Annotated in this window: 23 protein-coding genes; 8 read left to right on the forward strand and 15 right to left on the reverse strand. The window is 49.6% G+C overall.

Annotation, left to right across the window (positions count from 1 at the left end; translation table 11 throughout):
- Positions 1–57 precede the first annotated feature (57 nt).
- The 5 genes from AYY17_RS09540 to AYY17_RS22535 all read right to left on the reverse strand — a co-directional run bounded on the left by AYY17_RS09540 (position 58) and on the right by AYY17_RS22535 (position 6,253).
- Positions 58–1,377, reverse strand: coding sequence for an HAAAP family serine/threonine permease (locus AYY17_RS09540; protein WP_067423260.1), 1,320 nt, complete (start codon positions 1,375–1,377; stop codon positions 58–60).
- A gap of 1,139 nt (positions 1,378–2,516) precedes the next feature.
- Positions 2,517–3,836 carry an HAAAP family serine/threonine permease gene (locus AYY17_RS09550; RefSeq protein WP_067423263.1) on the reverse strand — a complete coding sequence of 440 codons (1,320 nt, stop codon included), beginning with the start codon at positions 3,834–3,836 and terminating at the stop codon, positions 2,517–2,519.
- A gap of 884 nt (positions 3,837–4,720) precedes the next feature.
- On the reverse strand, positions 4,721–5,329 hold the full coding sequence (gene ybjG / locus AYY17_RS09555; RefSeq protein ID WP_067423537.1) for an undecaprenyl-diphosphate phosphatase: 609 nt from the start codon (positions 5,327–5,329) through the stop codon (positions 4,721–4,723).
- A gap of 517 nt (positions 5,330–5,846) precedes the next feature.
- Positions 5,847–6,110, reverse strand: coding sequence for a GrxA family glutaredoxin (locus tag AYY17_RS09560; protein WP_067423265.1), 264 nt, complete (start codon positions 6,108–6,110; stop codon positions 5,847–5,849).
- 11 nt (positions 6,111–6,121) lie between these two features.
- Positions 6,122–6,253 carry a hypothetical protein gene (locus AYY17_RS22535; RefSeq protein ID WP_268873020.1) on the reverse strand — a complete coding sequence of 44 codons (132 nt, stop codon included), beginning with the start codon at positions 6,251–6,253 and terminating at the stop codon, positions 6,122–6,124.
- 92 nt (positions 6,254–6,345) lie between these two features.
- Between AYY17_RS22535 and AYY17_RS09565 the strand changes: the two genes are divergently transcribed.
- From AYY17_RS09565 to rlmC, 3 genes are all read left to right on the forward strand, one after another.
- Positions 6,346–6,657: a YbjC family protein gene (locus AYY17_RS09565; RefSeq protein ID WP_067423267.1), complete on the forward strand. Its 312-nt coding sequence runs from the start codon at positions 6,346–6,348 to the stop codon at positions 6,655–6,657.
- 108 nt (positions 6,658–6,765) lie between these two features.
- Entirely contained in the window at positions 6,766–7,278 is a 513-nt protein-coding gene (locus tag AYY17_RS09570; RefSeq protein WP_067423269.1) for a type III secretion system chaperone family protein, read from the forward strand.
- A gap of 36 nt (positions 7,279–7,314) precedes the next feature.
- The gene (gene rlmC, locus AYY17_RS09575) at positions 7,315–8,439 is read left to right on the forward strand and encodes a 23S rRNA (uracil(747)-C(5))-methyltransferase RlmC (RefSeq protein WP_067423271.1); all 1,125 of its coding nucleotides are present in this window, start codon (positions 7,315–7,317) and stop codon (positions 8,437–8,439) included.
- Positions 8,440–8,513: 74 nt separating this feature from the next.
- Here the strand turns inward: rlmC and artM are convergent, their stop codons facing one another.
- From artM to AYY17_RS09605, 6 genes are all read right to left on the reverse strand, one after another.
- Positions 8,514–9,182, reverse strand: a complete 669-nt coding sequence (gene artM / locus AYY17_RS09580; RefSeq protein WP_067423539.1) for an arginine ABC transporter permease ArtM — start codon at positions 9,180–9,182, stop codon at positions 8,514–8,516.
- A 2-nt stretch (positions 9,183–9,184) separates the two neighbouring features.
- On the reverse strand, positions 9,185–9,889 hold the full coding sequence (gene artQ / locus AYY17_RS09585; RefSeq protein WP_067423273.1) for an arginine ABC transporter permease ArtQ: 705 nt from the start codon (positions 9,887–9,889) through the stop codon (positions 9,185–9,187).
- A gap of 16 nt (positions 9,890–9,905) precedes the next feature.
- Positions 9,906–10,640 (reverse strand): arginine ABC transporter substrate-binding protein, encoded by a 735-nt coding sequence (gene artJ, locus AYY17_RS09590; RefSeq protein ID WP_067423275.1) that lies wholly within the window; start codon positions 10,638–10,640, stop codon positions 9,906–9,908.
- Positions 10,641–10,679: 39 nt separating this feature from the next.
- Positions 10,680–11,408 (reverse strand): arginine ABC transporter ATP-binding protein ArtP, encoded by a 729-nt coding sequence (gene artP / locus AYY17_RS09595; protein WP_067423277.1) that lies wholly within the window; start codon positions 11,406–11,408, stop codon positions 10,680–10,682.
- A gap of 118 nt (positions 11,409–11,526) precedes the next feature.
- Complete coding sequence (locus AYY17_RS09600) at positions 11,527–12,975, reverse strand: DUF2867 domain-containing protein (protein WP_067423279.1); 1,449 nt, start codon at positions 12,973–12,975, stop codon at positions 11,527–11,529.
- A 22-nt stretch (positions 12,976–12,997) separates the two neighbouring features.
- Positions 12,998–13,897, reverse strand: a complete 900-nt coding sequence (locus AYY17_RS09605; RefSeq protein ID WP_067423281.1) for a LysO family transporter — start codon at positions 13,895–13,897, stop codon at positions 12,998–13,000.
- A 199-nt stretch (positions 13,898–14,096) separates the two neighbouring features.
- Between AYY17_RS09605 and AYY17_RS09610 the strand changes: the two genes are divergently transcribed.
- The 3 genes from AYY17_RS09610 to macB are packed head-to-tail and all read left to right on the forward strand — an operon-like array spanning position 14,097 to position 18,856.
- The gene (locus tag AYY17_RS09610) at positions 14,097–15,782 is read left to right on the forward strand and encodes an ATP-dependent nuclease (RefSeq protein ID WP_067423284.1); all 1,686 of its coding nucleotides are present in this window, start codon (positions 14,097–14,099) and stop codon (positions 15,780–15,782) included.
- Positions 15,783–15,796: 14 nt separating this feature from the next.
- Positions 15,797–16,906: a macrolide transporter subunit MacA gene (gene macA / locus AYY17_RS09615; protein ID WP_067423286.1), complete on the forward strand. Its 1,110-nt coding sequence runs from the start codon at positions 15,797–15,799 to the stop codon at positions 16,904–16,906.
- 3 nt (positions 16,907–16,909) lie between these two features.
- Positions 16,910–18,856: a macrolide ABC transporter ATP-binding protein/permease MacB gene (gene macB / locus AYY17_RS09620; RefSeq protein WP_067423288.1), complete on the forward strand. Its 1,947-nt coding sequence runs from the start codon at positions 16,910–16,912 to the stop codon at positions 18,854–18,856.
- 165 nt (positions 18,857–19,021) lie between these two features.
- Here the strand turns inward: macB and cspD are convergent, their stop codons facing one another.
- Positions 19,022–19,249, reverse strand: a complete 228-nt coding sequence (gene cspD / locus AYY17_RS09625; RefSeq protein ID WP_067423541.1) for a cold shock domain-containing protein CspD — start codon at positions 19,247–19,249, stop codon at positions 19,022–19,024.
- Positions 19,250–19,504: 255 nt separating this feature from the next.
- Between cspD and clpS the strand changes: the two genes are divergently transcribed.
- Together clpS and clpA are read left to right on the forward strand one after the other, a co-directional pair.
- A complete protein-coding gene (gene clpS, locus AYY17_RS09630) occupies positions 19,505–19,825 on the forward strand; it encodes an ATP-dependent Clp protease adapter ClpS (protein WP_067405187.1) in 321 nt (106 codons plus the stop codon).
- Between the two features lie 33 nt (positions 19,826–19,858).
- Positions 19,859–22,144, forward strand: a complete 2,286-nt coding sequence (clpA, locus tag AYY17_RS09635; protein ID WP_067423543.1) for an ATP-dependent Clp protease ATP-binding subunit ClpA — start codon at positions 19,859–19,861, stop codon at positions 22,142–22,144.
- Between the two features lie 96 nt (positions 22,145–22,240).
- Here the strand turns inward: clpA and infA are convergent, their stop codons facing one another.
- The 3 genes from infA to cydC all read right to left on the reverse strand — a co-directional run bounded on the left by infA (position 22,241) and on the right by cydC (position 25,024).
- Positions 22,241–22,459, reverse strand: coding sequence for a translation initiation factor IF-1 (gene infA, locus AYY17_RS09640; protein ID WP_006813614.1), 219 nt, complete (start codon positions 22,457–22,459; stop codon positions 22,241–22,243).
- 124 nt (positions 22,460–22,583) lie between these two features.
- The gene (gene aat, locus AYY17_RS09645) at positions 22,584–23,279 is read right to left on the reverse strand and encodes a leucyl/phenylalanyl-tRNA--protein transferase (protein WP_067423290.1); all 696 of its coding nucleotides are present in this window, start codon (positions 23,277–23,279) and stop codon (positions 22,584–22,586) included.
- Positions 23,279–25,024 carry a heme ABC transporter ATP-binding protein/permease CydC gene (gene cydC, locus AYY17_RS09650; RefSeq protein WP_067423291.1) on the reverse strand — a complete coding sequence of 582 codons (1,746 nt, stop codon included), beginning with the start codon at positions 25,022–25,024 and terminating at the stop codon, positions 23,279–23,281. Before cydC ends, aat begins: the two co-directional genes overlap by 1 nt.
- Between the last annotated feature and the right edge of the window lies 1 nt (position 25,025).

Genomic DNA, 25,025 nt, shown 5'->3' on the forward strand with positions numbered 1-25,025 from the left:
TTTGTTTGCTGTTGCCCGCCGGAGAGAGCAACAGCAATCCTGCTGTTATACGAACGATTATGCGAAAATCATCTGATACAAATTGTAGAACACAGCTGAAATGGCAATAAGACCCATTCCGACCACAAACACATTACTCAGGTGACCGGCATATTTGCGCATTGCCGGTACTTTGCTGATGGCATACATCGGCATAATAAACAGCAACATAGCAATAACCGGGCCGCCCAGAGTTTCAATCATTCCCAGAATGCTCGGATCTAACGTCGCGACAATCCAGGTGGTAACTAACATAAACAGCGCCGTCAGTTTATTCAGTTTAGACGGTGCAATGCTTTTGCCTTTGGTACGTAATGCTTTATTAACCAGACCATTAAAGCCTTCACGCGCGCCGAGGTAGTGACCCAGGAATGATTTGGTGATAGCAATAAATGCGATGAATGGTGCGATATACGCAATCATCGGGTTTTGGAAGTGGTTCGCCAGATAAGACAGAATGGAAATATTCTGATCTTTTGCTTCCTGCAGGTTTTGTGGTGACAGGCTTAGTACGCAACTGAATACAAAGAACATGACGGTCAGCACCATCATGATGTGAGCATACGCCAGGATGCGTGAGCATTTTTTCTCTGCGTTCTCACCATATTCTTCACGTTTTGCGACAGCAAATGCAGAGATGATAGGTGAGTGGTTGAAAGAGAACACCATGACCGGAATCGCCAGCCACAATGTCACCAGCAGACCATGGCCGGTCACACTGACGGTATTGCTGTCAAATGTGAGCGTTTTGAATACATCGGTGCTCCAGTGCGGAACCAGATACAGCGCCAGTACCATCAGAACCGCCACAAACGGGAATACCAGCACACTCATCGCTTTGACGATAGCGGCTTCACCGAAACGGACAATACACATAATCCCGATAATCAGTACCAGTGACAAAATAATGCGCGGCGGTGCCGTCATGTGCATCTGGTTGACGATAAAGCTGTCGACGGTGTTGGTGATAGCTACAGCGTACACCAGCAGAATCGGGTAAATAGCGAAAAAATAGAGCAGGGTTATCAGACCACCGGCGCGTGAGCCGAAATGTTCTTCAACGACTTCCGTGATATCTTCGCCCGGATTTTTACCGGATAACACAAAGCGGCACATGCCGCGGTGTGCGAAAAACGTCATCGGGAAGGCCAGAATCGCCATGATAATAAGCGGAATCAATCCGCCGATACCGGCATTAATAGGCAGAAAAAGTACGCCTGCGCCGATAGCGGTTCCGTACAGTCCGAGCATCCAGACAGTATCGGATTTGCGCCATTTCCGGTAATCATTGCTGGTGTCAGTCTTGCTGACCACAACCTGCGGTTGTGTTGTATCCATAGAAGTCTCCAAAATTTACAACAATAACAACTAAAATTTTGCACGATAAGCTGTGCAGGAATGCGTCTCTGAAATAGGGTCTATGTACGTAACCAGATACTCGTCATACTTCAGAATGCCTGTGTGTTGACTGCGCTCAGCCCGCCTGGTCACATACTTATGTATGCTCCCTGTCAGTCTTCGTTTGTCGCCTTCATGCATCCCGAATTATTTAGAGTATAAAAATAGTGAAGCAAAAATATGCCTGTAATTGCTTACCGGCAAAAAATAATAAACAGCAGTGACCTGATATCTTAAATTGATAAAAAGGGTCTCCGCTTTAATGTCGTATTTAACAATAACCAGAAATTGATAACTCTCTTTCTGATAGCGAAAATGTACCTTTTTTCAGTCGAAAACACCGTGATCATAGTCTCAAATGCTATAAATCCAAGTGAAACGGCACCTGTTGCAAAATTTGATAAAATTGTTAATCCATATTTACGGAATGGAGCATATCAAAAAGGCATGCAGGCAAAAAAAATGGCAGATAATGATAGTTTCCTCTGCTTTTTATTTAATCAAATTAATTTATTTATATATTAATAAATATATAAAGAATAAATTCAGACTCTGTTTCTCAATAGAGAACAGGTCTGTTTTTAGGGTATAAAAACCTGATTAATTGTAGGGGTTTTATCTATAATCTGTTGTTTTTCAGCGAAAAATAAATTCAGTCAACGGTGTCATTCTGTGTCCGTTTCTGAGTGAATGATTCTGCCGGTCCATTGTGAATTTACCGTCAGATTTTCGCATAATAACCCGATGGTTAAAATAATTATTTCTGTCGCGAATTAAGTGGCGTGAGTGATATTGGTGCCGTACAAAGCTGAAATGTTAAATAAACACCAGCATTATATTCTGTTGACGAAATCAGCATCATTTTTGGTGTAAAACAGCAGGAAAATAAAACACCGGTTAGGTATATATTAAAACCTCCGTCCAAAAAAATACCGGCACATTTGCCGGTATTCTCTGATTCATCCTTTATGGCGTTGGTTTACCGGTAAAAGGCGTTCGCTCTTCAGCATCCCTGATAAAGCCCGGTCCCGGACCGACCATGCGGGAACCCGCCGGAGAGGGCAGCAGTCATATATTTATTAACCAAAAAACAGCTGATACAGATTGTAAAACACAGCCGAAATGGCAATGAGGCCAATCACAACCACAAACAGATTACTCAGGTGACCGGCATATTTACGCATCGCAGGGACTTTGCGGATAGCATACATCGGCATGATAAACAGCAGCATGGCGATAACCGGGCCGCCCAGGGTTTCAATCATTCCCAGAATGCTCGGATCCAGTGTGGCAACAATCCAGGACGTTACCAGCATAAACAGTGCCGTCAGTTTATTCAGCTTAGACGGTGCAATGCTTTTACCTCTGGCGCGTAATGCTTTGTTAACCAAGCCGTTAAAGCCTTCACGGGCACCCATGTAGTGTCCCAGGAATGCGTTGGTGATAGCAATAAATGCGACTAATGGCGCGATATACGCAATCATCGGGTTTTGGAAGTAGTTCGCCAGGTAAGACAGAATGGATATATTCTGATCTTTCGCTTCCTGTAAATTGAGTGGTGACAGGCTCAGTACACAACTGAACACAAAGAACATCACTGTCAGTACCATCATTATGTGGGCGCATGCCAGAATGCGGGCGCATTTTTTCTCCGCATTTTCACCATATTCCTGACGTTTTGCGACACTGAATGCTGAAATAACCGGAGAATGGTTGAACGAGAATACCATCACCGGAATCGCCAGCCACATCGTCACCATCAGACCACGGCCGGTCTCACCGGCAGAGTGACTGCTGAAAGAGAGCGTATCAAATATTGCCGTATTCCAGTGCGGGATCAGATAAAGCGCCAATACCATCAGAACGGCCACAAACGGGAATACCAGCACACTCATTGCTTTGACAATCGTGGCTTCACCGAGGCGGATAATACTCATAATCCCGAGGATCAGTACCAGTGACAGAATAATGCGCGGCGGTGCTGTCATATGCATCTGGTTGACAATAAAGCTTTCCACCGTATTGGTGATAGCCACACTGTAAACCAGCAGGATTGGATAAATAGCAAAGAAATAGAGCAGGGTGATAAGGTTCCCTGCTCTGGCGCCGAAATGCTCTTCAACCACTTCGGTAATATCGTCACCCGGATTTTTGCCGGATAATATAAAGCGGCACATGCCGCGGTGCGCGAAAAAGGTCATCGGGAAGGCCAGCACGGCCATAATGATAAGCGGGATCAGCCCGCCGATACCGGCGTTAATCGGCAGAAACAGTATACCGGCACCAATGGCCGTACCGTACAGTCCGAGCATCCAGACGGTATCGGATTTACGCCATTTGCGGTAATCATTGCTGGTGTCAGTCTTGCTGACCACGACCTGCGGTTGTGTTGTTTCCATAGATGTCTCCAAATTTACAACAATAACAACTAAAAATTGCACGGTTACCTGTGCACGAAATGTGTCTCTGGGGCAGGGTCTATGTACGCAACCGGATAAAAATAAGTAAAACGGGAAAGTTACCTGTAATTGCTTACCGGTAAAAATAATAAACAAGAGTTACCTGATATCTGCAATGGACAAATAAGGTCTCTGCATTAATTCATATATAAAAGAATATGAGATTGGTTACTGTGTTTTTGTAGTGAAAATGTACAGTTTTTCAGTGCAAAACACTGTGATCATCGTCTCAATTGCTATAAATAGCATTAAAGATAGCCATGTTGCAACATTTAATAATGTTGTTAATCCTTTTTTGCGGAATGGGGGATGCCGAAATGGCATAGAGGATTAGATATTCTGCAATAATGTCATTTTCGCCTGTTTTTTATTTAAACAAATTTATTTGTTCAGATGTTAATTAGTATATGTGCTGAACAATATCGTATTATTACAAAATAGAGATAACCGGATTGTCAGCGGATAAAAACCATTATAACAATAGAGTTTTAGTGTATTACTTGTTGTTTTTAAACACAAAATAATTTCACTATAGAGCTTGTGGTGACACAGGGTGTATACAGGGGGTCCGGTAGTATGCAATAGCGAACTATATAATAGTCACATTACGCATCCCGGATGATTAAAATAATTATTTTAATTGCGAATTAAGTAACCTGAGTGATACGGGCGTCAGGCAGAACAGAAATGTTAAATAAATGGCAGAGTAATAGTTTGCGAACAAAAATAATACTGTCAAAAGATCACCGGTAGCGGAAATAATTAAATGCAGATAAAAAAATACCGGCACATTTGCCGGTATTCTCTGCGTTATATTTGTTCAACTATCTCTGAACCCAGCCTTTACGGATAGGCAGGGCAAAACAGCGCCGGTAAAGTGACTGGAGCAGATTTTGCAGTGGCTGACCAAACCGGCTCCAGAGAAGCTCGGTCAGTGCGCATGCGATAAGGACAGTAATTAGTGCGCCCAACATATCAACCGGCCAGTGAACGCCGAGGAAAACCCGCGACCAGGCAACAATCAGCGCCGGGATCAGCAGCAGAAGACCTGTCCGGAGATTGCCCCAGAACAGGCAGCCCAGCGTAAAGGTAAACACAATAATGCCGTGGTTGCTCGGGAACGATGGTGTCGGAGCATGTTCAAGGAAACTGTAACCGAAAGGTTCGGCAAACGGACGGGCGTGCGGATACAGTGTTCCGATAATCCATGAAAGCGTCAGGCCAATCAGTAAGGTCACGGCACTTTTACATACAAAGCGGCGCTGGCGCGGCATATTGTCAGGCGCTCCGCACAGCCAGAACCCGGCGGTCACCAGCGGAAACAGCAGAACCAGATATTTTGCTGCCAGTGTGGCGAGCACAATTGCGGAATGCGGGGTTTCCGGCGTGGCATTGATCAGAAGAAACAATGAATGATTCAGATTTTCCAGCACAATAAATTCCTTAATACTCACCTGTGAAAATATACAGCCTGACATAAAATGACGGGTCAGGTTATCCGTCTTACACAGTAAGGTAAAGAAAAAATGTCTTGGTTAATCGTGCTATTACGTAAAATTGCATAAAACTGACAAAACCTGAAACAAGTTGGTGGCGGGGTATACCCAACGTCATTCAAGTTGCAGGAAGGCGGCAAGGGAAGATAGATGGGGAGCATACATAGGTATGTGACCCAGCTGGCTGAGCGCAGCCAACGAACCTGCGGTTTGAATGAATAAGGGTATAAATGGCAGGCAATAAAAAACCCGATAGTAAAACCAAATTGGTGACTATCGGGCTATCTCAATCTTGAGGATATTCAAAGAAAAGCAGTGGCACTAATTCAGACTGCGCGGGAGAGGGAAAGTTCGAAATATTATTAAAAAAAATGAAAATATTTTTTTGATATGATAAATCAACAGGATGCGGGGAGTAAAAAAGCCGTTTCCCGGAGAGAAACGGCCGGAAATATTAGTTGAACAGACCGAGGTTAGCTTTTGCGTAGGCTTCGAACTCAGTACAACCGCCGATGTGCTGCTCGTCGATGAAGATCTGAGGAACGGTTTCCACCGGTTTACCCACAGTTTTGGATAAATCAGCTTTGCTGATGCCTTCGGCCTGAATATCAATGTAGCGATAATCAAAGTCTTCACGCTCAGTTTTCAGTTTTTCTGCGATCTCTTTCGCACGCACGCAATAAGGACAACCAGGACGGCCGAAAATAACGGTATACATGAAAAGCTCCTTCATTCATTAGTGATCACCGCAAGCGGTGCTTTGATGGGATAAATTATGCCTGTATCATCAATGATAAGAAAGCAGCTTGTGACGATTTGTGCGGTCGGCAGCATCAATGGTTCAGCTATATCCTTATTCATTCAAACTGCAGGATCGTTGGCTTCCCTTGCCGCCTGCCTGCATCCTGAATGACGTTGGGTATAGGCATAATGAGATAACGACAGAGGGTAAAATGGAAAAAAAACAGCCACGGCAGATGCGATCGCTCGGGGATATGCCGCGCGGGGTGATTATCTGCGAAGTTATTGGTGTTATTTTACTGATCCTGGTGTATCTGGCGGTCAATGATCATATTGCACTGCCTGAATTTTTGCGCAGCAAAAACGCACTGATGGCGATGGCATTTACCGGATTGGCGTGTCTTATCCCTGCGGCGGTAAATATTGTCTGGCGGGCAGTAAGTACGCTTCCGGCGATTGGCATTGACAGTAAAACAAAGACAGAAAAAAAAGAACCGCAGGATAAAAATGAAAAAAGGCAATAAAATGTTATTCCCCTTCTCATTTTTCAGCTAAGATCGTTCATTGGTCGGCGGGTTGGAGTATCATGCGCGCCGTGCTGTTCGTTTTTTTGGTTAAAAGGCTTCAGATTCATGATCATTCCCGATCTTCCGGTATTACGTAAATGGCTGGATCAGCTACAACACACCTGCTTTGAATGCGACTCCTGCGAGGCGCTGCATTTACCCCACATGCAGAATGTGGATGGTGTGTTTGATGCGAAAATTGACATTCTTGATGACACGCTGGTTTTTTCGGCACTTGCCGAGGTCAGACCGACCGCGATTATCCCGCTGATGGCAAACCTGAGTCAGATCAACGCCAGCTCTCTGCTGGTGAAAACATTTATGGATATCCAGGATTCTGCCATGCCGAAACTGGTCGTTTGTTACTCCGTGCCGCTGGCAGCCGGACTGACGTTTGAGCAATTCTCTCTGTATCTTCAGCAAATGGAAGAGCAGGTCGGGGCGGTTGTTTTTGAGTTATTCAGCAATAACATGCTGTTTGACCCGAATGACACGGAGCCTGAGCCGGGAGATGAATCAGAAGAGGAAGGTGAAGAGAGTTTTCACGCTGATGATGCGCCTTCTCCGGTTATCCATTAACTGCCTGCCCAGAATTTGTTGTCCCGGGAAATCACCATGCATTGCCCTCAATATTCAGCCGGCCGCTGTCGCTCCTGTCAGTGGCTTGATAAATCATACAGTCAGCAACTTGATGATAAACAGCAGGATCTGCACGCGCTGTTATCACCGTTTGCTGTACAGAGCTGGTTAACACCTGCCCGCAGTGAAGAAACTCAATTCCGGAACAAAGCCAAAATGGTGGTCAGCGGCAGCGTTGAGCGCCCGGTATTCGGTATTGTGACCGATAACGAGCCGGTGGATTTATCAGATTGCCCGCTTTATCCGCCGCAATTTTCAGATGTCTTCGCCGCACTGAAACCCTTTATCGCCCGCGCCGGGCTGACGCCTTATAATGTGACGCGCCGCCGGGGTGAACTGAAGTTTCTGTTGCTGACACAAAGCCGTGCCACCGGTGACATGATGCTGCGCTTTGTATTGCGCTCAGATAAGAAAATCGCTCAGTTACAGGCCGCTTTACCCGAATTACAGACTCTGTGCCCGAAACTGACCGTTATTTCCGCCAATATTCAGCCGGTGCATATGGCGATTCTGGAAGGGGAGCAGGAGATTATTTTTACGCCTGAACAGGCGCTGGAAGAAATTTTCAACGGTATTCCGCTCTATATCCGCCCGCACAGTTTTTTCCAGACCAACCCAGTGGTTGCCGCACACTTGTATCACACCGCAGGGCAATGGGTGCGCGAGCGCAAGATCAGTCGTTTATGGGATCTGTTCTGCGGCGCAGGAGGTTTCGGACTGCATTGTGCGGATAAAACCACACACCTGACCGGTATTGAGATAAGCCCGGAGGCGATTGCCTGTGCCACGCGTTCAGCTGAAAAAATGGGACTGGAGAATGTCACGTTTCAGGCGCTGGACTCCTCACAGTTTGCCCTCGGAAAATCGGCTGTACCTGAGCTGGTGCTGGTTAATCCGCCGCGCCGGGGCATTGGCAAAGCGCTGTGTGATTATCTCAATACCATGGCGCCGGATACTATCATCTACTCCAGTTGTAACGCACAGAGCCTGGCGCAGGATCTGATGCATCTTCCGCTTTATCAGCCGGAACGAGTACAGCTTTTTGATATGTTCCCGCACACCGCGCACTATGAAGTGTTGGTTCTGCTGACCAAAAAATAAACGGCACCGCATTTTGCAATGCGGCACCGTTTACAGGGCGTAATTTCTTTTGATTAACAACAACGGTCAGCGGATCAGTTGCGCCGCTCAAATGCCAGCGCGCGGTGCTCAATCAGGCGCATCGCAAGAGTCAGACAGCCATTGACCCCGAGATAAATAATCCCTGCCGCCACAAACACCATCACATCATAATTCTGACCAAACAGGCGCTGACTGTAACCCATCACTTCCAGCAGTGTGATCGTACTGGCGAGTGAGGTACTTTTGAAAATCAGCACTACTTCATTTGAGTACGAAGAGAGCGCGCGTTTAAAAGCGTAAGGCAGGATAATCCGCATCGTTTGTCCGCGTGACATCCCCAGCGACTGACAGGACTGCCACTGTCCCTGCGGAATCGCTCTTACCGCACCATGGAATAATAATGTCGAGTATGCCGCACTGTTCAGCGCCAGGGTTACCAGCGCACACAGCCACGGTGAGGACATCAGTTCCCACAGCAGCGGCCAGGCTTTCAGCGCAGGAAACTGCCCCGGTCCGTAATAGATAAGGAAAAACTGTACCAGCAGCGGTGTGCCGGTAAACAGGGTGATATAAATTTTTACTATCGGTGTCAGTATCTTAGGTTTAAGAGACAGCACTAATGTAAACAGCACCGACAGCATAAATGCCACCAGCAGTGCCGCAAAGGTCAGTGACAGACTGACCGGCAGACCGGGCAGGATATCGAGAATATAATCCATCAACATTACATGGCGCTCCGTTCAAAACGCGTGGTATGGAGCTCAATGCGTTTGAGGATAAACTGGCTTACCAGCGTAATGGCGAGGTAAATCAGTGCCACGATGCAATACCAGGTAAAGGGCTCCTGGGTACGGGTGGCAATACTTTTTGTCTGAAGCATCAGGTCATTAACACTGATGAGTGAGACCAGCGCGGTATCTTTGAGCAGCACCAGCCACTGATTTCCCAGCCCCGGCAGTGCATGACGCCACATCTGCGGCATAATAAAGCGGAAAAAGATAGCCGGGCGGCTCAGCCCCAGTGCCTGTCCTGCTTCCCTCTGCCCGTCCGGCACCGCTTTCAGTGCGCCGCGCAGTGTTTGTGAAGCATAAGAGGCATAGAGCAGGGAGAGCGCGATTACCCCGCTGAACAGCGGTATATAATCAAAATTTTCAATATCAGCCTGTAAAGTGAATAAACCGAGGTCAATACCATCACCGAGGCGCATTATCACTTCCAGTGTGCCGTAATACACAAACAGCACAACCAGCAGCTCAGGAAGACCACGGATCAGGGTGACAAGACAGGTGCCAATAAAGGCGAGTGGTTTCAGGCGCGCAGTTTCCCATGCCGTAAACAGCATAGCGAGGATAAGCCCCAGGATGAGCGCAGAAACAGCAAGGCCGACGGTTATCCCGGCGGCACTTGATAAAGAGAGAAAATCAGCCATTAGTTCTTATATGTAATTACTCAAACCATTTCTTGTAGAGGGTATCGTACGTTCCGTCCGCTTTAACCTCGCCAAGTGCCTTGTTGAGGCTGTCTTTCAGCTCACTGTTGCCTTTACGGACAGCAATGGCAAGACCCGTTCCGAAGTATTCCGGATCAGTGACGCGCTCACCCACAGTTTTCAGATTATCGTTGCTTTTCAGCCATTCATTGATAACCGCAGTATCACCGAAGACGGCATCGATACGGCCATTTTTCATATCCAGCACGGCATTCTGATAGCTGTCATAAGGTACAATTTTCATGTCCTTAAACTGCTCCATCAGGTATTTCTGATGTGTGGTGCCGTTCTGAATACCAATCTGTTTCCCTTTGAGGGCGTCAATGCTATCAAATTTACCTGCAACTGCAACGAAAACCGCAGAGTTATCATAGTAGGTATTAGTGAAATCAACCTGCTTCTGACGCTCAGGGGTGACATCAATACCCGCCATCAGCGCATCAAAACGCTTGTATTTCAGGCTCGGGATCAGGCTGTCAAATGCCTGGTTGGTGAATGTGCATTCCGCATTGATTTTCGCACACATGGCCTGTGCCAGATCCACATCAAAACCGACAATTTCATTTTTTTCATTTACGGTTTCAAACGGTGCATAGCTTGCTTCCGTGGCGAAACGGATTTTTTGTTTTTCTGCCGCCGAGGCGGAAAAAGCAAACGCGCCGATTAATGCAGCAATAACCAGTTTTTTCATAGCAACATCCCATTTTATTATTCAGTGGCAGAAAATAAATCAGTGTGACAGATAACCGGCAAAAGCCTCTGTCTGCGGTGCACTGAAGCACTGTGCGCCGCCTTGTTCCACGATGCGGCCGTTTTCCATATACACCACTTTGCTCGCGGTTTTACGGGCGATATCCACTTCGTGTGTAACAATGACCTGGGTAATCCCGGTCTGTGAAAGCTCTTTAATAATATCCACCACCTGCGAGGTGATTTCCGGGTCCAGTGCTGCTGTCGGTTCATCAAACAGCAAAACCTGAGGCTCCATCATCAGGGCGCGGGCAATCGCCACACGCTGCTGCTGTCCGCCGGATAAATGCAGCGGAAAACGCATCGCAAAGTCAGTCAGACGCAGACGGGCGAGCAGTTTTTCTGCTTTCGCAAGAGCCGCTTCTTTTGTCAGACCCAGCACGCGGATCGGGGCTTCAGTCAGGTTATCCATGACACTCAGGTGCGGCCACAGATTATATTGCTGAAAGACCATACCGACATTCTGGCGCAGGGCGCGGATCTCTTTTGCCGCCGGTGCTTTGGCAAAATCAAAATGATGATCGGCAATGGTCAGCTGACCGGAACGCGGCATTTCCAGCAGGTTGAGTACCCGCAACAGGGAACTTTTGCCCGCACCGCTCGGCCCGAGCAGTACCATGGTTTCACCCTGTTGGCATTCCAGGTTGATGTCAAACAGCGCCTGATGCTGTCCGTAAAAGCAATTTATGTTTTTTAATTGAATACTCATGCTATAAATCTGCATACTCAGTGATGATGAGACGATACTAACGCCATAAGAATAAATATGCAATTATTTATGCATAAAAAATTACTAAAAAGAAAGTGAATATACTTATCCGGACAACTCATTTCTCCGCAGAGCATGACTGAGCATACTCCTGCGAGTGTTTAATGACAGATTTCGCCATTCCTTTAAAGATGAATAAATGCGCGGGCATCATGGCAAACCAGTACAGCAGCCCGCTGAACCCTGCCGGATGCCACCAGGCGCGCACATCCAGCTCGCGCTGGTGTCCGTGGTCGCGGATAGTAAAGGTCAGGCGTCCCAGCCCGGGGGCTTTCATGCCGAACAGCAGGGAGAGTTGCTTACCGGGTTTCAGGGTGATCACTTTCCAGCCGTCGATTTTATCCCCTAATTCCAGAGTATCGCGTGCCGGGCGTCCGTAAATCACTTTATTTGCGCATAAATCATCGAGCCGGGCGCGGACTGACCATAAAAAATTGGCGTAAAAATAGCCGTCTTTGCCGCCGATTTGCTGAATAACATGCCACAGTGCTTCTGCGGATGCCGGTGTATTCAGGGTAAAACCGGCCTGTTTGGGATAAAAACCAAACCCGGGACGCCAGCGGGCGCGGGCATCGGGGTCATATCCCCAGTCCTCATTATCCACGGCATCGGCTTCATCTTTCAGGGTTTTGCGCACGGCATCATCAAAACTGAGCAGTGTCTGCGGGATAAGCGCTTCCAGCGGGCGTCCGTCTCCCGGTAAATCATATTTCAGCCCCATAATCAGTTCTTTGGCTATGCCTTCAGGAACCGTGGTTATCAGGCGCAGGAAATGAACAGAAATAAGACGCAGCGGAATAGGCAGCGGGATCATCAGCCGGCGTTTACCGCTGATGGCAATAAAATGGCGGAACATCTCCAGATAACTGAGGAATTGTGGCCCGGTGGCATCAAAGCGGCGGTTATCAGCGGCAGGATGCGCGAGCAGACCGGTCAGGTACGCCAGCAGATTTTCCAGTGCAATCGGGGAGGATTTGGATCGCGCCCAGCGCGGCGGGGTCAGAACCGGCAGGTTATATACCATGTCACGCATGATTTCGAATGCAGCGGAGCCCGGCCCGACAATAATGGCGGCGCGGATTTCCGTGACCGGCACCCGGCTGTCTGCGAGGATCTCCCCGGTCAGTTTGCGGGCGGCAAGATGCGGTGAGTCTGTGTGTCCGTGCTGCATGGCGCTCAGGAAAATCACCTCACGCACGGAGGAATTATTCAGTATATCCTGCACATTCTGTGCCGCCAGGCGCTCGCGCTCCAGCAGATTTTCCTCGTCCGTCATGCTGTGGACGAGGTAGTAAACCACATCAATATCCTGAAAAAGCGGCTCAAGAGTGGATTTATCATACAGGTCGGCATAACAGCAGCGGGTGTTTTTCCAGCCCTGCGCCTGCATCCATTCAACACGGCGTGCCGCAGCGGTTATCTGATGTCCGGCGGCAATCAGTTGCGGGACAAGATGTTGCCCGACATAACCACTGGCACCGAGCACTAAAATACGTTGTTGTGACATGCAGTCTCTCTTTTTCAGCTAATCAGGTAAACAGTGCGATAAGCACCGGTGCAAACAGACTGAGTACAAACCCGTGAACAATGGCCGCCGGGACTATCGACACGCCGCCGCTGCGCTGTAACACCGGCAGGGTAAAGTCCATGGTTGTGGCTCCGCCCAGTCCGAGAGCAGCGGCACGATGGCGGTTAATCAGCAGCGGAATAAGCATGATCGCCGCAATTTCCCGCGCGAGGTCGTTAAAGAAGCCGACACTGCCGAGCACCGGACCAAACGCATCGGTCAGTAAAATACCGGAGAGCGAATACCAGCCGAAGCCGGATGCGAGCGCCATGCCTGTTTTCAGCGGCAGACCAATAAGCAGTGCCGCCAGTGCGCCACCCGCCAGAGATGTTGCTGCAACTATCAGGGACACCAGCATGCCGCGGCGGTTTATCAGGATCTGCTTTAATGTCATACCGCTGTTACGAAGCTGGATCCCGACCAGAAACAGCAGGAAAATCAGCGCATATTCACTGGCCTGACCGGCAAAAGAGAGAAATGACCAGCCGAATAACCCTACGGCAAAGCCAACCAGTAACACACCGCACAATTGCAGGGATTCCAGTACCATATGCAGGCGGGAAGGCGGTTTTTGCTGCTTGTGTGCCGGCACCTGCCAGGGGTATTGTTTGCCGTATAAAAATAAACCGGCCAGGTTGAATCCCAGAACAAATACAGTAAAAACAGCGGTATATTGCACGATCACCAGCAAATTTGAGCCCAGGTTTTCAACCAGCGCAAGACTGATACCCATCAGAAATAAAATCACATACACCATTGCGCTCAGCCCGCGGTTAATCAGCTTTTTAAGTGGCTGACTACTGACCGGGATGAGATAGCCGATGATAAGAGGAGCAAGAATAATTAATAACCCAGAATACATGTGTATCACTTCCGTTAAAAAACAGTGCTTAAAAATCGGGCGATTATAGCGTTATTATCACCATAATTGCTATGTATCCCCCTGTTTTCATGTTTAGTATAAGTCAAAACCAATTTTTTTTATTACATTGATGGTATCACGTTAATTAATCGTGTTTCATCAGGGTATACAGGCGGCATCAGACAAACGGAGAAGGGAAATGATTCTGGAAAGAGTGGAAATTCTGGGTTTTCGCGGTATTAACCGCCTGTCACTGTCACTGACGAATAACACGGTGTTGATTGGTGAAAATGCATGGGGCAAATCCAGTTTACTGGATGCGCTGACATTGACCCTCTCGCCGCAGGCACCCGCCGCACAATTTATACCGGGGGATTTTTATCATTCACCGGACAGCGAAGACGGGCCGGTGCGCCATCTTCAGATAGTCCTGGTTTTCCGCGAAAACCGCCCGGGCCGTTCCCGCTCCCGCCGTTTCCGTGATTTGGCACCGCTGTGGCGCTCTAACGGGGATGAATACCAGCGGATAAATTACCGTGTCAGTGCTGATTTGGCGGATGACAATACGATCATCAGTCAGCGGACTTTTCTGGATGAGCAGGGCGAACCTTTACCGCTGGATAATGCGGATACGTTTATACGCGAAATTATCCGGCTCTATCCTGTGTTGCGCCTGCGTGACGCCCGTTTTATGCATAAACACGATACATGTAATGTACCTGCCTGCGGGGAAGGTGAATGCGATACTCAGGACAGAGCTGAGGCTTTTAATGAGCAGATGGCGGAACTGACACAGGCGCTGGTCAATAATCCGCATGCATTATCCGATGACGACTTGCAGGACGGACTTGAGGCAATGAAACAATTGCTCAGCCACTATTTTGCCGAAGAAGGGGAATATCTGCTGGATCGCCGTAAAGCGAAGCGGCTGAATATCGAGCCACGTCAGCGCGCCTGGCATGCGCTGGAAGGAATAAACCGCGTTGTGGCCGGACCGAATCAGCGCAATGTGCGGCTGATTATTCTGGCGATGTTTGCCGCTTTGCTGCAATCCAACAGCGGGCTGACACTCGACCCGTATGCAAGACCGATTATTATTGTGGAAGATCCGGAAACCCGGCTGCACCCTATCATGCTCTCTGTGGCGTGGGGGCTGCTGAGTCTGTTCTCATTACAACGGATAACCACAACCAACTCCGGCGAGCTGTTGTCGCTTGTGCCTATCCACGATATCTGCCGCCTGGTGCGTAAGTCCAACCGGGTTGCCGCTTATCGCCTCGGAGAGAATCATCTTTCGCCTGAAGAGTTGCGCCGTATCTCCTTTCATATCCGGATAAACCGCCCGTCTGCCCTGTTTGCCCGCTGCTGGCTGCTGGTGGAAGGGGAAACCGAAATCTGGCTGATGAACGACCTGGCAAAACAGTGCCATTACTATTTTGAGACCGAAGGAATAAAAGTCGTTGAGTTTGCCCAGTGCGGTCTTAAACCTTTGTTAAAGTTTGCCAACAAAATGGGTATAGAATGGCACACGCTGGTAGACGGTGATGAGGCCGGAAAGAAATACGCGGCAACAGCCACGCATTTTTCATCCGAACTTAATGATGTGGAGCAGGACAGACTGACCCGCCTGCCTGCACCGGATATGGAGCATTTCTTATATCGTAACGGATTCAGCGGCTTATATCATCAGGTTGCAGGCGTTCCGGAAGATGTCAGAATGCCGGTGCGGCGGATAATCATCAAAGCGATTCATCGCGCCTCTAAACCGGATCTTGCAATTGCGGTGGCGAATAATGCCGCCGGGCGGGGAGTGGAATCAATCCCTCTGCTGTTGCGTCAGATGTTTTCCCGCGTGGCGTGGCTTGCCCGGGGGCGTGCTAACTAAGGATAAAAGGTTAAATGCGTATAGTGTCAAAAAAAAGAATAATGACCGCCGGTTTTCTGATCCTTGTGATCGCCGGCGGTTTCTGGTTTTTTACCCGTGAAGATGCGCCGGTCAGATACATGACCACTCAGGTACAGCGCGGCACGTTAGAAAAAAAAGTCATGGCGACCGGCAAGCTGGATGCATTGCAAAAGGTGGATGTGGGTGCGCAGGTCAACGGACAGTTACAGACCCTTAATGTGAAAGAAGGGGATGTTGTTAAGAAAGGCGAACTTCTGGCGGTGATTGACCCCGTCAAAGCGCAGAACGTGGTCATTGAGGCCGAACAGACAGTCAATGAAAACAGGGCAAGACTGAAACAGGCTCAGGCGGAGTATGTATTTGCTAAAGCCACTTATGAGCGGCGCCTGGCACTGTCAAAAACCCAGGTTATCTCAAAGCAGGATGTGGATGAGGCGCGGCGCAATATGGATGTGCAGCTTGCAGCGATCGATACAGGTAAAGCACAGGTCGCCCGCAATCAGGCAACACTGGATAGCGCCCGTAATGATTTGCAGTATACCAATATCCGCGCCCCGATGGACGGTGTGGTCACTGAGCTGAAAACCCTTCAGGGGCAGACCGTGATCGCCATGCAGCAGGCGCCGACTATTTTGTCACTGGCCGATCTTGATACCATGCTGGTGAACGCAGAAGTCTCTGAAGCGGATGTGGTGTATCTGAAAACCGGGCAGAAAGCCACGTTCAGCGTGCTGGGTGCGCCGGATAAATCATTCAGCGGCACCATTACCGATATCCTGCCCAAGCCACAAAAAATCAATGATGCTATTTTCTATTATGCCCGCTTTGAAGTTCCTAATCCGCAACATATCCTGAAGCTGGATATGACAGCACAGGTCACTATCGCACTGGAAAACCGTGAAAATGTGCTGAAAATTCCGCTGGCGGCACTCGGCAAAGATATCTCGGCGACAGAGTATGAGGTTGAAGTGCTGGTTGATGGTCAGCCACAAACCCGGCAGGTAACACTCGGTACCCGTAATGATGTGGAAGCGGAGGTAACCAAAGGGCTGACAGAACAGGATCAGGTTATCACCGGTATTGATGACGGCGGGTCGGAATAATTCATGAGCGCGCTATTAGAACTGCGGAATATTTTCCGCCGTTATCCGTCCGGTGACAGCAGTGTTACGGTGCTGGATGATGTATCCCTGACGATCAACGCAGGCGAAATGGTGGCGATTATCGGGCAGTCCGGCTCGGGCAAATCCACCCTGATGAATATTCTCGGCTGTCTGGATACGCCGAGTGACGGACAGTATTATGTTGCGGGAAAAAACACGGCGGAACTGAGCGGGGATGAACTGGCGGCACTGCGCCGTGAGCACTTCGGCTTTATCTTTCAGCGCTACCACCTGTTATCTCACCTCAGTGCTGAGCAAAATGTGGAAATGCCGGCGGTGTATGCCGGGCTGAGTGCCCGTGAGCGGCGCAGCCGTGCCGCAGAGCTGTTACAGCGTCTCGGACTGGGTGACCGGCTGATTTATCGTCCGGGACAGCTCTCCGGCGGGCAGCAGCAGCGCGTCAGTATTGCCCGTGCGCTGATGAACGGCGGGGAAGTTATCCTTGCCGATGAACCCACCGGCGCACTTGACAGCCAGTCAGGCAAAGAAGTGATGGCTATTTTGCGTCAGCTCTGTGACCGGGGGCATACGGTTATTATTGTGACTCACGATCCGCTGATAGCCGCACAGGCGGCAAGAATTGTTGAAATCAAAGACGGGCATATACTCAGCGACAGCGGATCGGTAATCAATCCGGGTGCAAAAAATCTGAATGCAAAACCGCCGCACAAAAGCAGTGCAATCAGCCGTTTTTTCGGGCGCTTTAATGAAGCGCTGCTGATGGCGTGGCGGGCGATGGTTGTGAACAAAATGCGCACGCTGCTTACTATGCTGGGCATTATTATCGGCATCGCCTCGGTTGTGACAATCCTGGTAATTGGTGATGCGGCCAAAGCGCTGGTGCTGTCAGACATTAAATCCATCGGTACCAATACGATCTTTGTCTATCCGGGGAAAGATTTCGGCAGTGATCCGGGTCAGGATCAGCAATCCCTTAAAGCGGCTGATGTGGATGTTATCCGCCGCCAGCCCTATGTTTATGCGGCATCAGCCGAAATTGAGAATGGTGCGCGTCTGCGCCGCGGGAATCTGGACTCAGCCGCACGGGTGACGGGGATCGGACCTGACTTTTTCACTGTTTATGATATGCGTTTCGGCGAAGGTCGTGCATTTTCGCCGGATATGTATGAGCGGCGCTCACAGGTTGTCATCATTGACATGAATACCAAACGCAAACTGTTTCCGCACCAGAAAAATGTGATTGGTGAAACGCTGCTTGCGGGAAATATGCCCGCGACCATTGTCGGGGTCGTTGCTGATCGCAAGTCCATGTTTGGTAACTCCAAAACCTTACAGGTCTGGATGCCGTACACCACACTGACCAGCCGGCTGATGCAGCGCAGTTATCTTGATATGATCTCCGTGCGTATCCGTGACGGTTACAACACCAAAAATGCGGAAGAGCAACTGGTTCGTCTGATGACGCTGCGCCACGGTAAAAAAGACACATTTACCTATAATCTGGACAGTATTGTGAAAACCGTGGATAAAACCACGACCACCATGCAGCTCTTTCTGACGCTGGTGGCAGTGATTTCGCTGGTTGTCGGCGGGATAGGTGTGATGAATATCATGCTGGTCAGTGTCACAGAGCGCACGCGTGAAATCGGGATACGTATGGCGGTCGGTGCGCGGGCGGGGGATGTGATGCAGCAGTTTCTGATTGAAGCGGTATTGGTCTGCCTGATGGGCGGGGCAATCGGGCTGGGATTATCTTACTCCATTGCATTCGCGGCCAAAATGGCACTGCCGGACTGGGAATTTGTCTTCCGCCCGCTGGCGATTATCAGTGCGGTACTGTGTTCTACCGCCATCGGCATCGTGTTTGGCTTTTTACCTGCACGAAATGCGGCAAAACTGGACCCGATAGACGCACTGGCGCGCGAATAGCGGCACAGTATCAGGAAAACCACAGGATACGTCGCGCAATGACGATTGACATGGGCGCGGCGTTCCGGTTACATATCCGGTATACCCTTATTCATTCAAACTGCAGGTGCGTTAGCCGCCGCCTGCCTGCATCCTGAATGACGTCGGGTATAGATTTCCGGGCTGTTACGCAGAAGTATCATCATCTTCTGTGACCGGGGTAATCACACTGACGTGAAGACCTTTCGGTCCGGGTGTGGTGGTATAATTCACTTTCTGACCGGCTTTCAGCGTGCGGTAGCCATCCATCTGTATTGTCGAGTAGTGAACAAAAATATCATCACCGCCCCCTGACGGACAAACAAACCCGAAACCCTTGGTGTTGTTGAACCACTTAACAGTACCCGTTTCCATACTGTTATAACCCTCATCTGTCAAACGATTGAAAAATGCTGCACAATGCACAATATGATCCATAATAGCCATTAACACTACATTAATAGTAAGTGGATTCACTAATAACATTGTACATTATTTATACTCTATTGGATTTAACGGTAACGTCAAGTCTTTGTTAACGACAGACCGGCTTGATCAGTAAAATTTGATACAGACAACGGCAAGTATAAATACGCTCAATAGGCGTACGCTTTTATAACTGGAATAATAATGAGTCACTATCAATCAGAGTCACAAACGGATGTCACGCTCAGGGAGAAAGAGCTGCAAAAGGTACAGCCACCGGCAATGTATCAGGTGGTGTTAAATAACGATGACTATACCCCTATGGACTTTGTGGTTGAAGTTTTGCAAAAATTCTTCTCTTATAATGTAGACCGGGCTACGCAGATCATGTTGGACATCCATTATCAGGGAAAAGGGATCTGCGGGGTATTCACTGCGGAAATTGCAGAGATGAAAACATTGCTTGTTAATACCTATGCAAAAGATAACGATCATCCGTTATTGTGTACGTCAGAGAAGGTGTAAAGACACAATTTATTTCTCAAAATGGAGGTGCTTATGCTCAATCAAGAATTAGAGCTTAGTCTGAATATCGCCTTTGCCAAAGCAAGGGACAACCGGCATGAATTTATGACCGTAGAGCACCTGCTGCTGGCATTATTAGGTAACAAATCAGCCCGCGAGGCACTCGAAGCCTGTCGCGTGAACCTGGCCGTCCTGCGTCAGGAACTTGAGCATTTCATTGAACAAACCACGCCGCTGCTGCCGGAAGGGGATGAGCGCGAAACCCAGCCGACGCTGAGCTTTCAGCGTGTTTTACAGCGGGCTGTTTTTCATGTTCAGTCATCCGGACGTAATGAAGTCAATGGCGCAAATGTTCTGGTCGCGATATTCAGTGAACAGGAGTCTCAGGGCGCCTATCTGCTGCGAAAACATGATGTAAGCCGTCTGGACATAGTGAATTTCATTTCCCACGGCACCGCCAAAGGCGAAGAAGATAATGAACCCGGACCGTCATTTGACGGCTCTTCACAATCTCAGAGCGAAGAGAGCAGCAGCGGTGATGATAATCTGGATAATTTCACTGCCAATCTTAATGAGCTTGCGCGTAAAGGGCAGATTGACCCGCTGATTGGTCGTCAGGCTGAACTGGAGCGCACTATTCAGGTATTGTGCCGCCGCCGTAAAAATAACCCGCTGTTTGTCGGGGAATCCGGTGTCGGTAAAACGGCCATTGCGGAAGGTCTGGCGTGGCGTATTGAGCAAAATGATGTGCCGGACGTTATCAGCGGCTATACCATTTATTCGCTGGATATCGGCTCACTGCTGGCGGGCACCAAATACCGCGGTGATTTTGAAAAGCGGTTTAAAGCCCTGCTCAAAGAGCTGGAAAAGAATGACAAAAGCATTCTGTTTATCGATGAAATTCACACTATCATCGGCGCAGGTGCGGCGTCCGGCGGGCAGGTGGATGCTGCAAATCTGATTAAACCGCTGTTATCCGGCGGAAAAATCAGGGTAATAGGCTCCACGACGTATCAGGAGTTCAGCAATATCTTTGATAAAGATAAAGCGCTGACCCGTCGCTTCCAGAAAATTGATATTAATGAACCCACTGCCGATGAAACGGTGCGGATTATCAACGGGCTGAAAGCGAAATACGAAGAGCACCATGATGTCCGTTACACGGCGAAAGCGGTTCAGGCAGCGGTTGATCTGTCGGTGAAATATATCACTGACCGTCATCTTCCGGACAAAGCCATTGATGTGATTGATGAGGCCGGTGCCCGCACCCGCCTGATGCCGCAAAGTCGTCGCAAGAAAACCATCGGTGTCGGTGAAATTGAAGCGATTGTGGCGCGTATTGCCCGTATTCCGGAAAAAACGGTTTCCAGTAGTGATAAAGATCTGCTGCGCCAGCTCGACAGCCGCCTGAAAATGCTGGTCTTCGGGCAGGATGATGCGGTTGATGCGCTTGCGGAGTCCATCAAAATGAGCCGTGCGGGTCTGGGCAGCGAACAGAAACCTATCGGGGCATTTTTGCTGGCGGGACCGACAGGTGTCGGTAAAACTGAGGTAACTGTTCAGTTATCAAAAGCCATGGGCATTAAGCTGCTGCGCTTTGATATGTCCGAATATATGGAGCGTCACACGGTCAGCCGTCTGATCGGTGCGCCTCCGGGCTATGTCGGTTTTGATCAGGGCGGGTTGCTGACTGACTCGGTTATCAAAAATCCGCACTCTGTTGTGTTGCTTGATGAAATCGAAAAAGCGCACCCGGATGTCTTTAACCTGTTATTGCAGGTGATGGACAACGGAACACTGACAGACAACAACGGACGCAAAGCGGATTTCCGCAATGTTATCCTCGTGATGACCACCAACGCAGGTGTGCGTGAAACGCAGCGTAAATCCATCGGGTTTACCGAGCAGGACAACAGCACTGACGCCATGGCGGAAATTAAACGGGTATTCACACCGGAGTTCCGTAACCGTCTTGACGGTATTATCTGGTTTAACGCACTGTCTAAACCGGTAATTGCTCAGGTGGTGGATAAGTTTATTGTTGAGTTGCAGGCACAGCTGGATGCGAAAGGGGTTTCGATTGAAGTCTCAGCCCGCGCCCGTAGCTGGCTTGCAGAGAAAGGGTATGATCCGGCAATGGGTGCACGTCCGATGGCGCGTCTTATTCAGGATAAACTGAAAAAGCCGCTGGCGAACGAGCTCTTGTTTGGTGAGCTGGTCAGTGGCGGATCAGTGATTATCGATCTTGATACGAAGAAAGACGATCTGACATACCGCTTCAGCGCACAGAAAGAGCGCTCCGGCGATCCGGTCGCCTGACAGCCGGACAACAGCTATAAAAATGATCACCACAGGACGCGCACATTCAGTGCGTTGCCTGTGGTGTCTTTTTATGAGGCTTGGTCTGCAGGGATACTAGCGGCTACGGAAGATGATACGGCCTTTGGTCAGGTCATATGGGGTCAGTTCTACTGTAACCTTGTCGCCTGTCAGGATGCGGATATAGTTTTTACGCATTTTCCCGGAGATATGTGCAGTCACAACGTGTCCGTTTTCCAGTTCCACCCGGAACATTGTGTTTGGCAGTGTATCTAACACGGTGCCTTGCATTTCAATATTATCTTCTTTGGCCATCTAATCCTCTAATGTTAATAACCAGTATTTCTAAACGGCAAGATAATGCCGAAAAACCGGGATTATGTAAAGGAATGATATTTTTTAAGCACTGTTTTTAAGACGCAAAACAGGCGAAATCCTATCATTTCCTGTGTAAAGTCTGTGGCTGCCAGCATTCTTGTGGTAAATGCATGTCACGCCGCTGATAAAGCAACCGGATAAATTCACGGCGCTCAATTTCACAGGCACCGAACGATTTTGTGTAATCATTCAGTACCTGACAATCAAATAACGTACCGCCATAGCCGGTAAAATGGGCAGAGAATGTCATAAACGCAATCTTGGATCCGTTACTGACACGGCTGAACATTGACTCGCCACAAAAGACAGATCCGACATTCAGACCATACAGCCCGCCGACCAGCGCGCTATCATCCCACACTTCGACAGAATGAGCACGTCCTGCCTGATGCAGCCGGTTATAGGCGGCAATAATATCAGGTCCTATCCAGGTGCCCTCATCCCGCACGGTACAAGCGCTGATGACCTGATCGAACGCCTGATTCAGTGTCACCCGGTAAGGATGTTTTTTCAGAATTTTTCGCAAAGAATGACTGACATGCAGATCTTCCGGGAACAATACTGCCCGCGGATCCGGTGACCACCACAGAACCGGCTCACCCGGGGAGTACCAGGGAAAGATACCTTCCCGGTATGCCAGCAACAACCGGGCGGGAGAGAGTGTCCCGCCGCTTGCCAGCAATCCGTTCGGATCTGTCAGCGCACTGCTTACCGGTGGAAACACCAGATTATCATCCTCTGACTGATAAAACGCCATCAGATTGCCCCGGTGACAGCCGGCAGACGGTTCACAAACTGGTAATAACGCCCTCTGCGCGCCAGCAGCGCGTCGTGGGTACCTTGTTCGGCTATTTGCCCATCGTCCATCACACAGAGCGTGTCCATGTGTTCCAGGCCCTGTAAACGGTGGGTGATGATTAACATCGTCCGGTTACGTCCGACTTCCCGTAATAAGGCGAGGATATGTTGTTCGGTATCAGCATCCAGCCCTTCAGTCGGTTCATCGAGCAGCAGGAACGGCGCATTATGCAGCAATGCCCGGGCAATGCCCAGACGGCGCTGTTCACCACCGGACAACTGACGACCGCCTTCACCTAACCAGCCGTTCAGTCCCTGGTCATTTTCCAGCAGATTATCCAGCCCGACCTGTGACAGTACCGCATTCAGTTGCGTGTCTGTTGCCCGGTTATCACCGATATGCAGGTTTGCCCGCAGCGTATTATTGAACACATGAATACGTTGCGGTACGACTGCCATCAGTGAGCGCAGTGTCTGCTCATCATACTCCGCAACCGGCTTATCGTTGATGCGGATTTCGCCCTCAGAGACATCCCATGCGCGGGTAATTAACTGTAATAACGTGGATTTCCCGCAGCCGGTTTTTCCCAGCAGCGCAATATGTTCACCCGCACGCAGTGTCAGAGAGACATTCTGCAATACCGGCAACGGCTGTCCCGGATAGGTAAATCCGATGCCGCTGAGTGTCAGACTGACGTTATCTGCCGCAGCCGGTCCGCTGTCCGGGAAGGTCACTTCCGGCTTGGTATCCACAATCTGCGAAACCCGTTCAGCCGAGGTCATCACCTGACCCAGATGCTGGAATGCCACCGCAACCGGACCGAGGGCTTCAAATGCCGCAAGGGCACAGAAAACAAACAGCGCGATAATGGCACCGCTTTCGCGGTACGGCCACTGAATACCGGAGGCAAGCCACAGCATCAGCGCAACCGCAAATCCGGTGGCTAAAATAATAACCGCCTGTGACATCCCGGTAAGACCGGCCTGGCGCTGTTGCTGTATCAGCCAGCGCTGTTCAATTTCTGCAAGCTGGTCACGGAAACGGTGCTGTGCACCAAAAACAGTCAGTTCCGCCTGGCCCTGTAAGGCGCTGGTAAGCAGGGTGCGATATTGCGCCCGTAAATTGGTCAGTTGAATACCGATAGGCTTTCCGGCGCGGTAAAACACCACCGGCAGTGCAAACAGCAGGAAGGTCATAAACCCGCCCAGCACATATGCGAGGTTCTGATCCAGAAACCCGAGCCCGAATGTCAGAACAGCAATGACCACCAGCGCGGAGACGATCGGCGAAATGACGCGCAGATAGAGGTGATCGAGCGTTTCAACATCGCCGACCAGCCGGTTGAGCAGTTCGCCCTGACGGAAACGGGCTATTCCGCCCGGTGTCAGCGGCAGAATTTTTTCAAAGGCAAATACGCGCAGATGTTTGAGAACACGGAACGTCGCGCTGTGACTGACCAGCCGCTCGGCATAGCGCCCGGCAGTACGGGAAATCGCGGCACCGCGCACACCGGCTGCCGGTAACATGTAGTTGAAAAAGGTGATCCCGGGGATACCGGCGATGGCAGTGCCCGCCAGGAACCAACCGGAGAGTGTCAGCAGCCCGATACTGGCAAGCAGCGTGGCAATCGCCAGCACAATACCGAGAGACAGTAAAAACCAGTGGCGGCGGTAAAGGGCTAAATACGGCAGTAAAACACGCATA

The sequence above is a fragment of the Morganella psychrotolerans genome (genome assembly GCF_001676055.1).
Classification (GTDB): Bacteria; Pseudomonadota; Gammaproteobacteria; order Enterobacterales; family Enterobacteriaceae; genus Morganella; species Morganella psychrotolerans_B.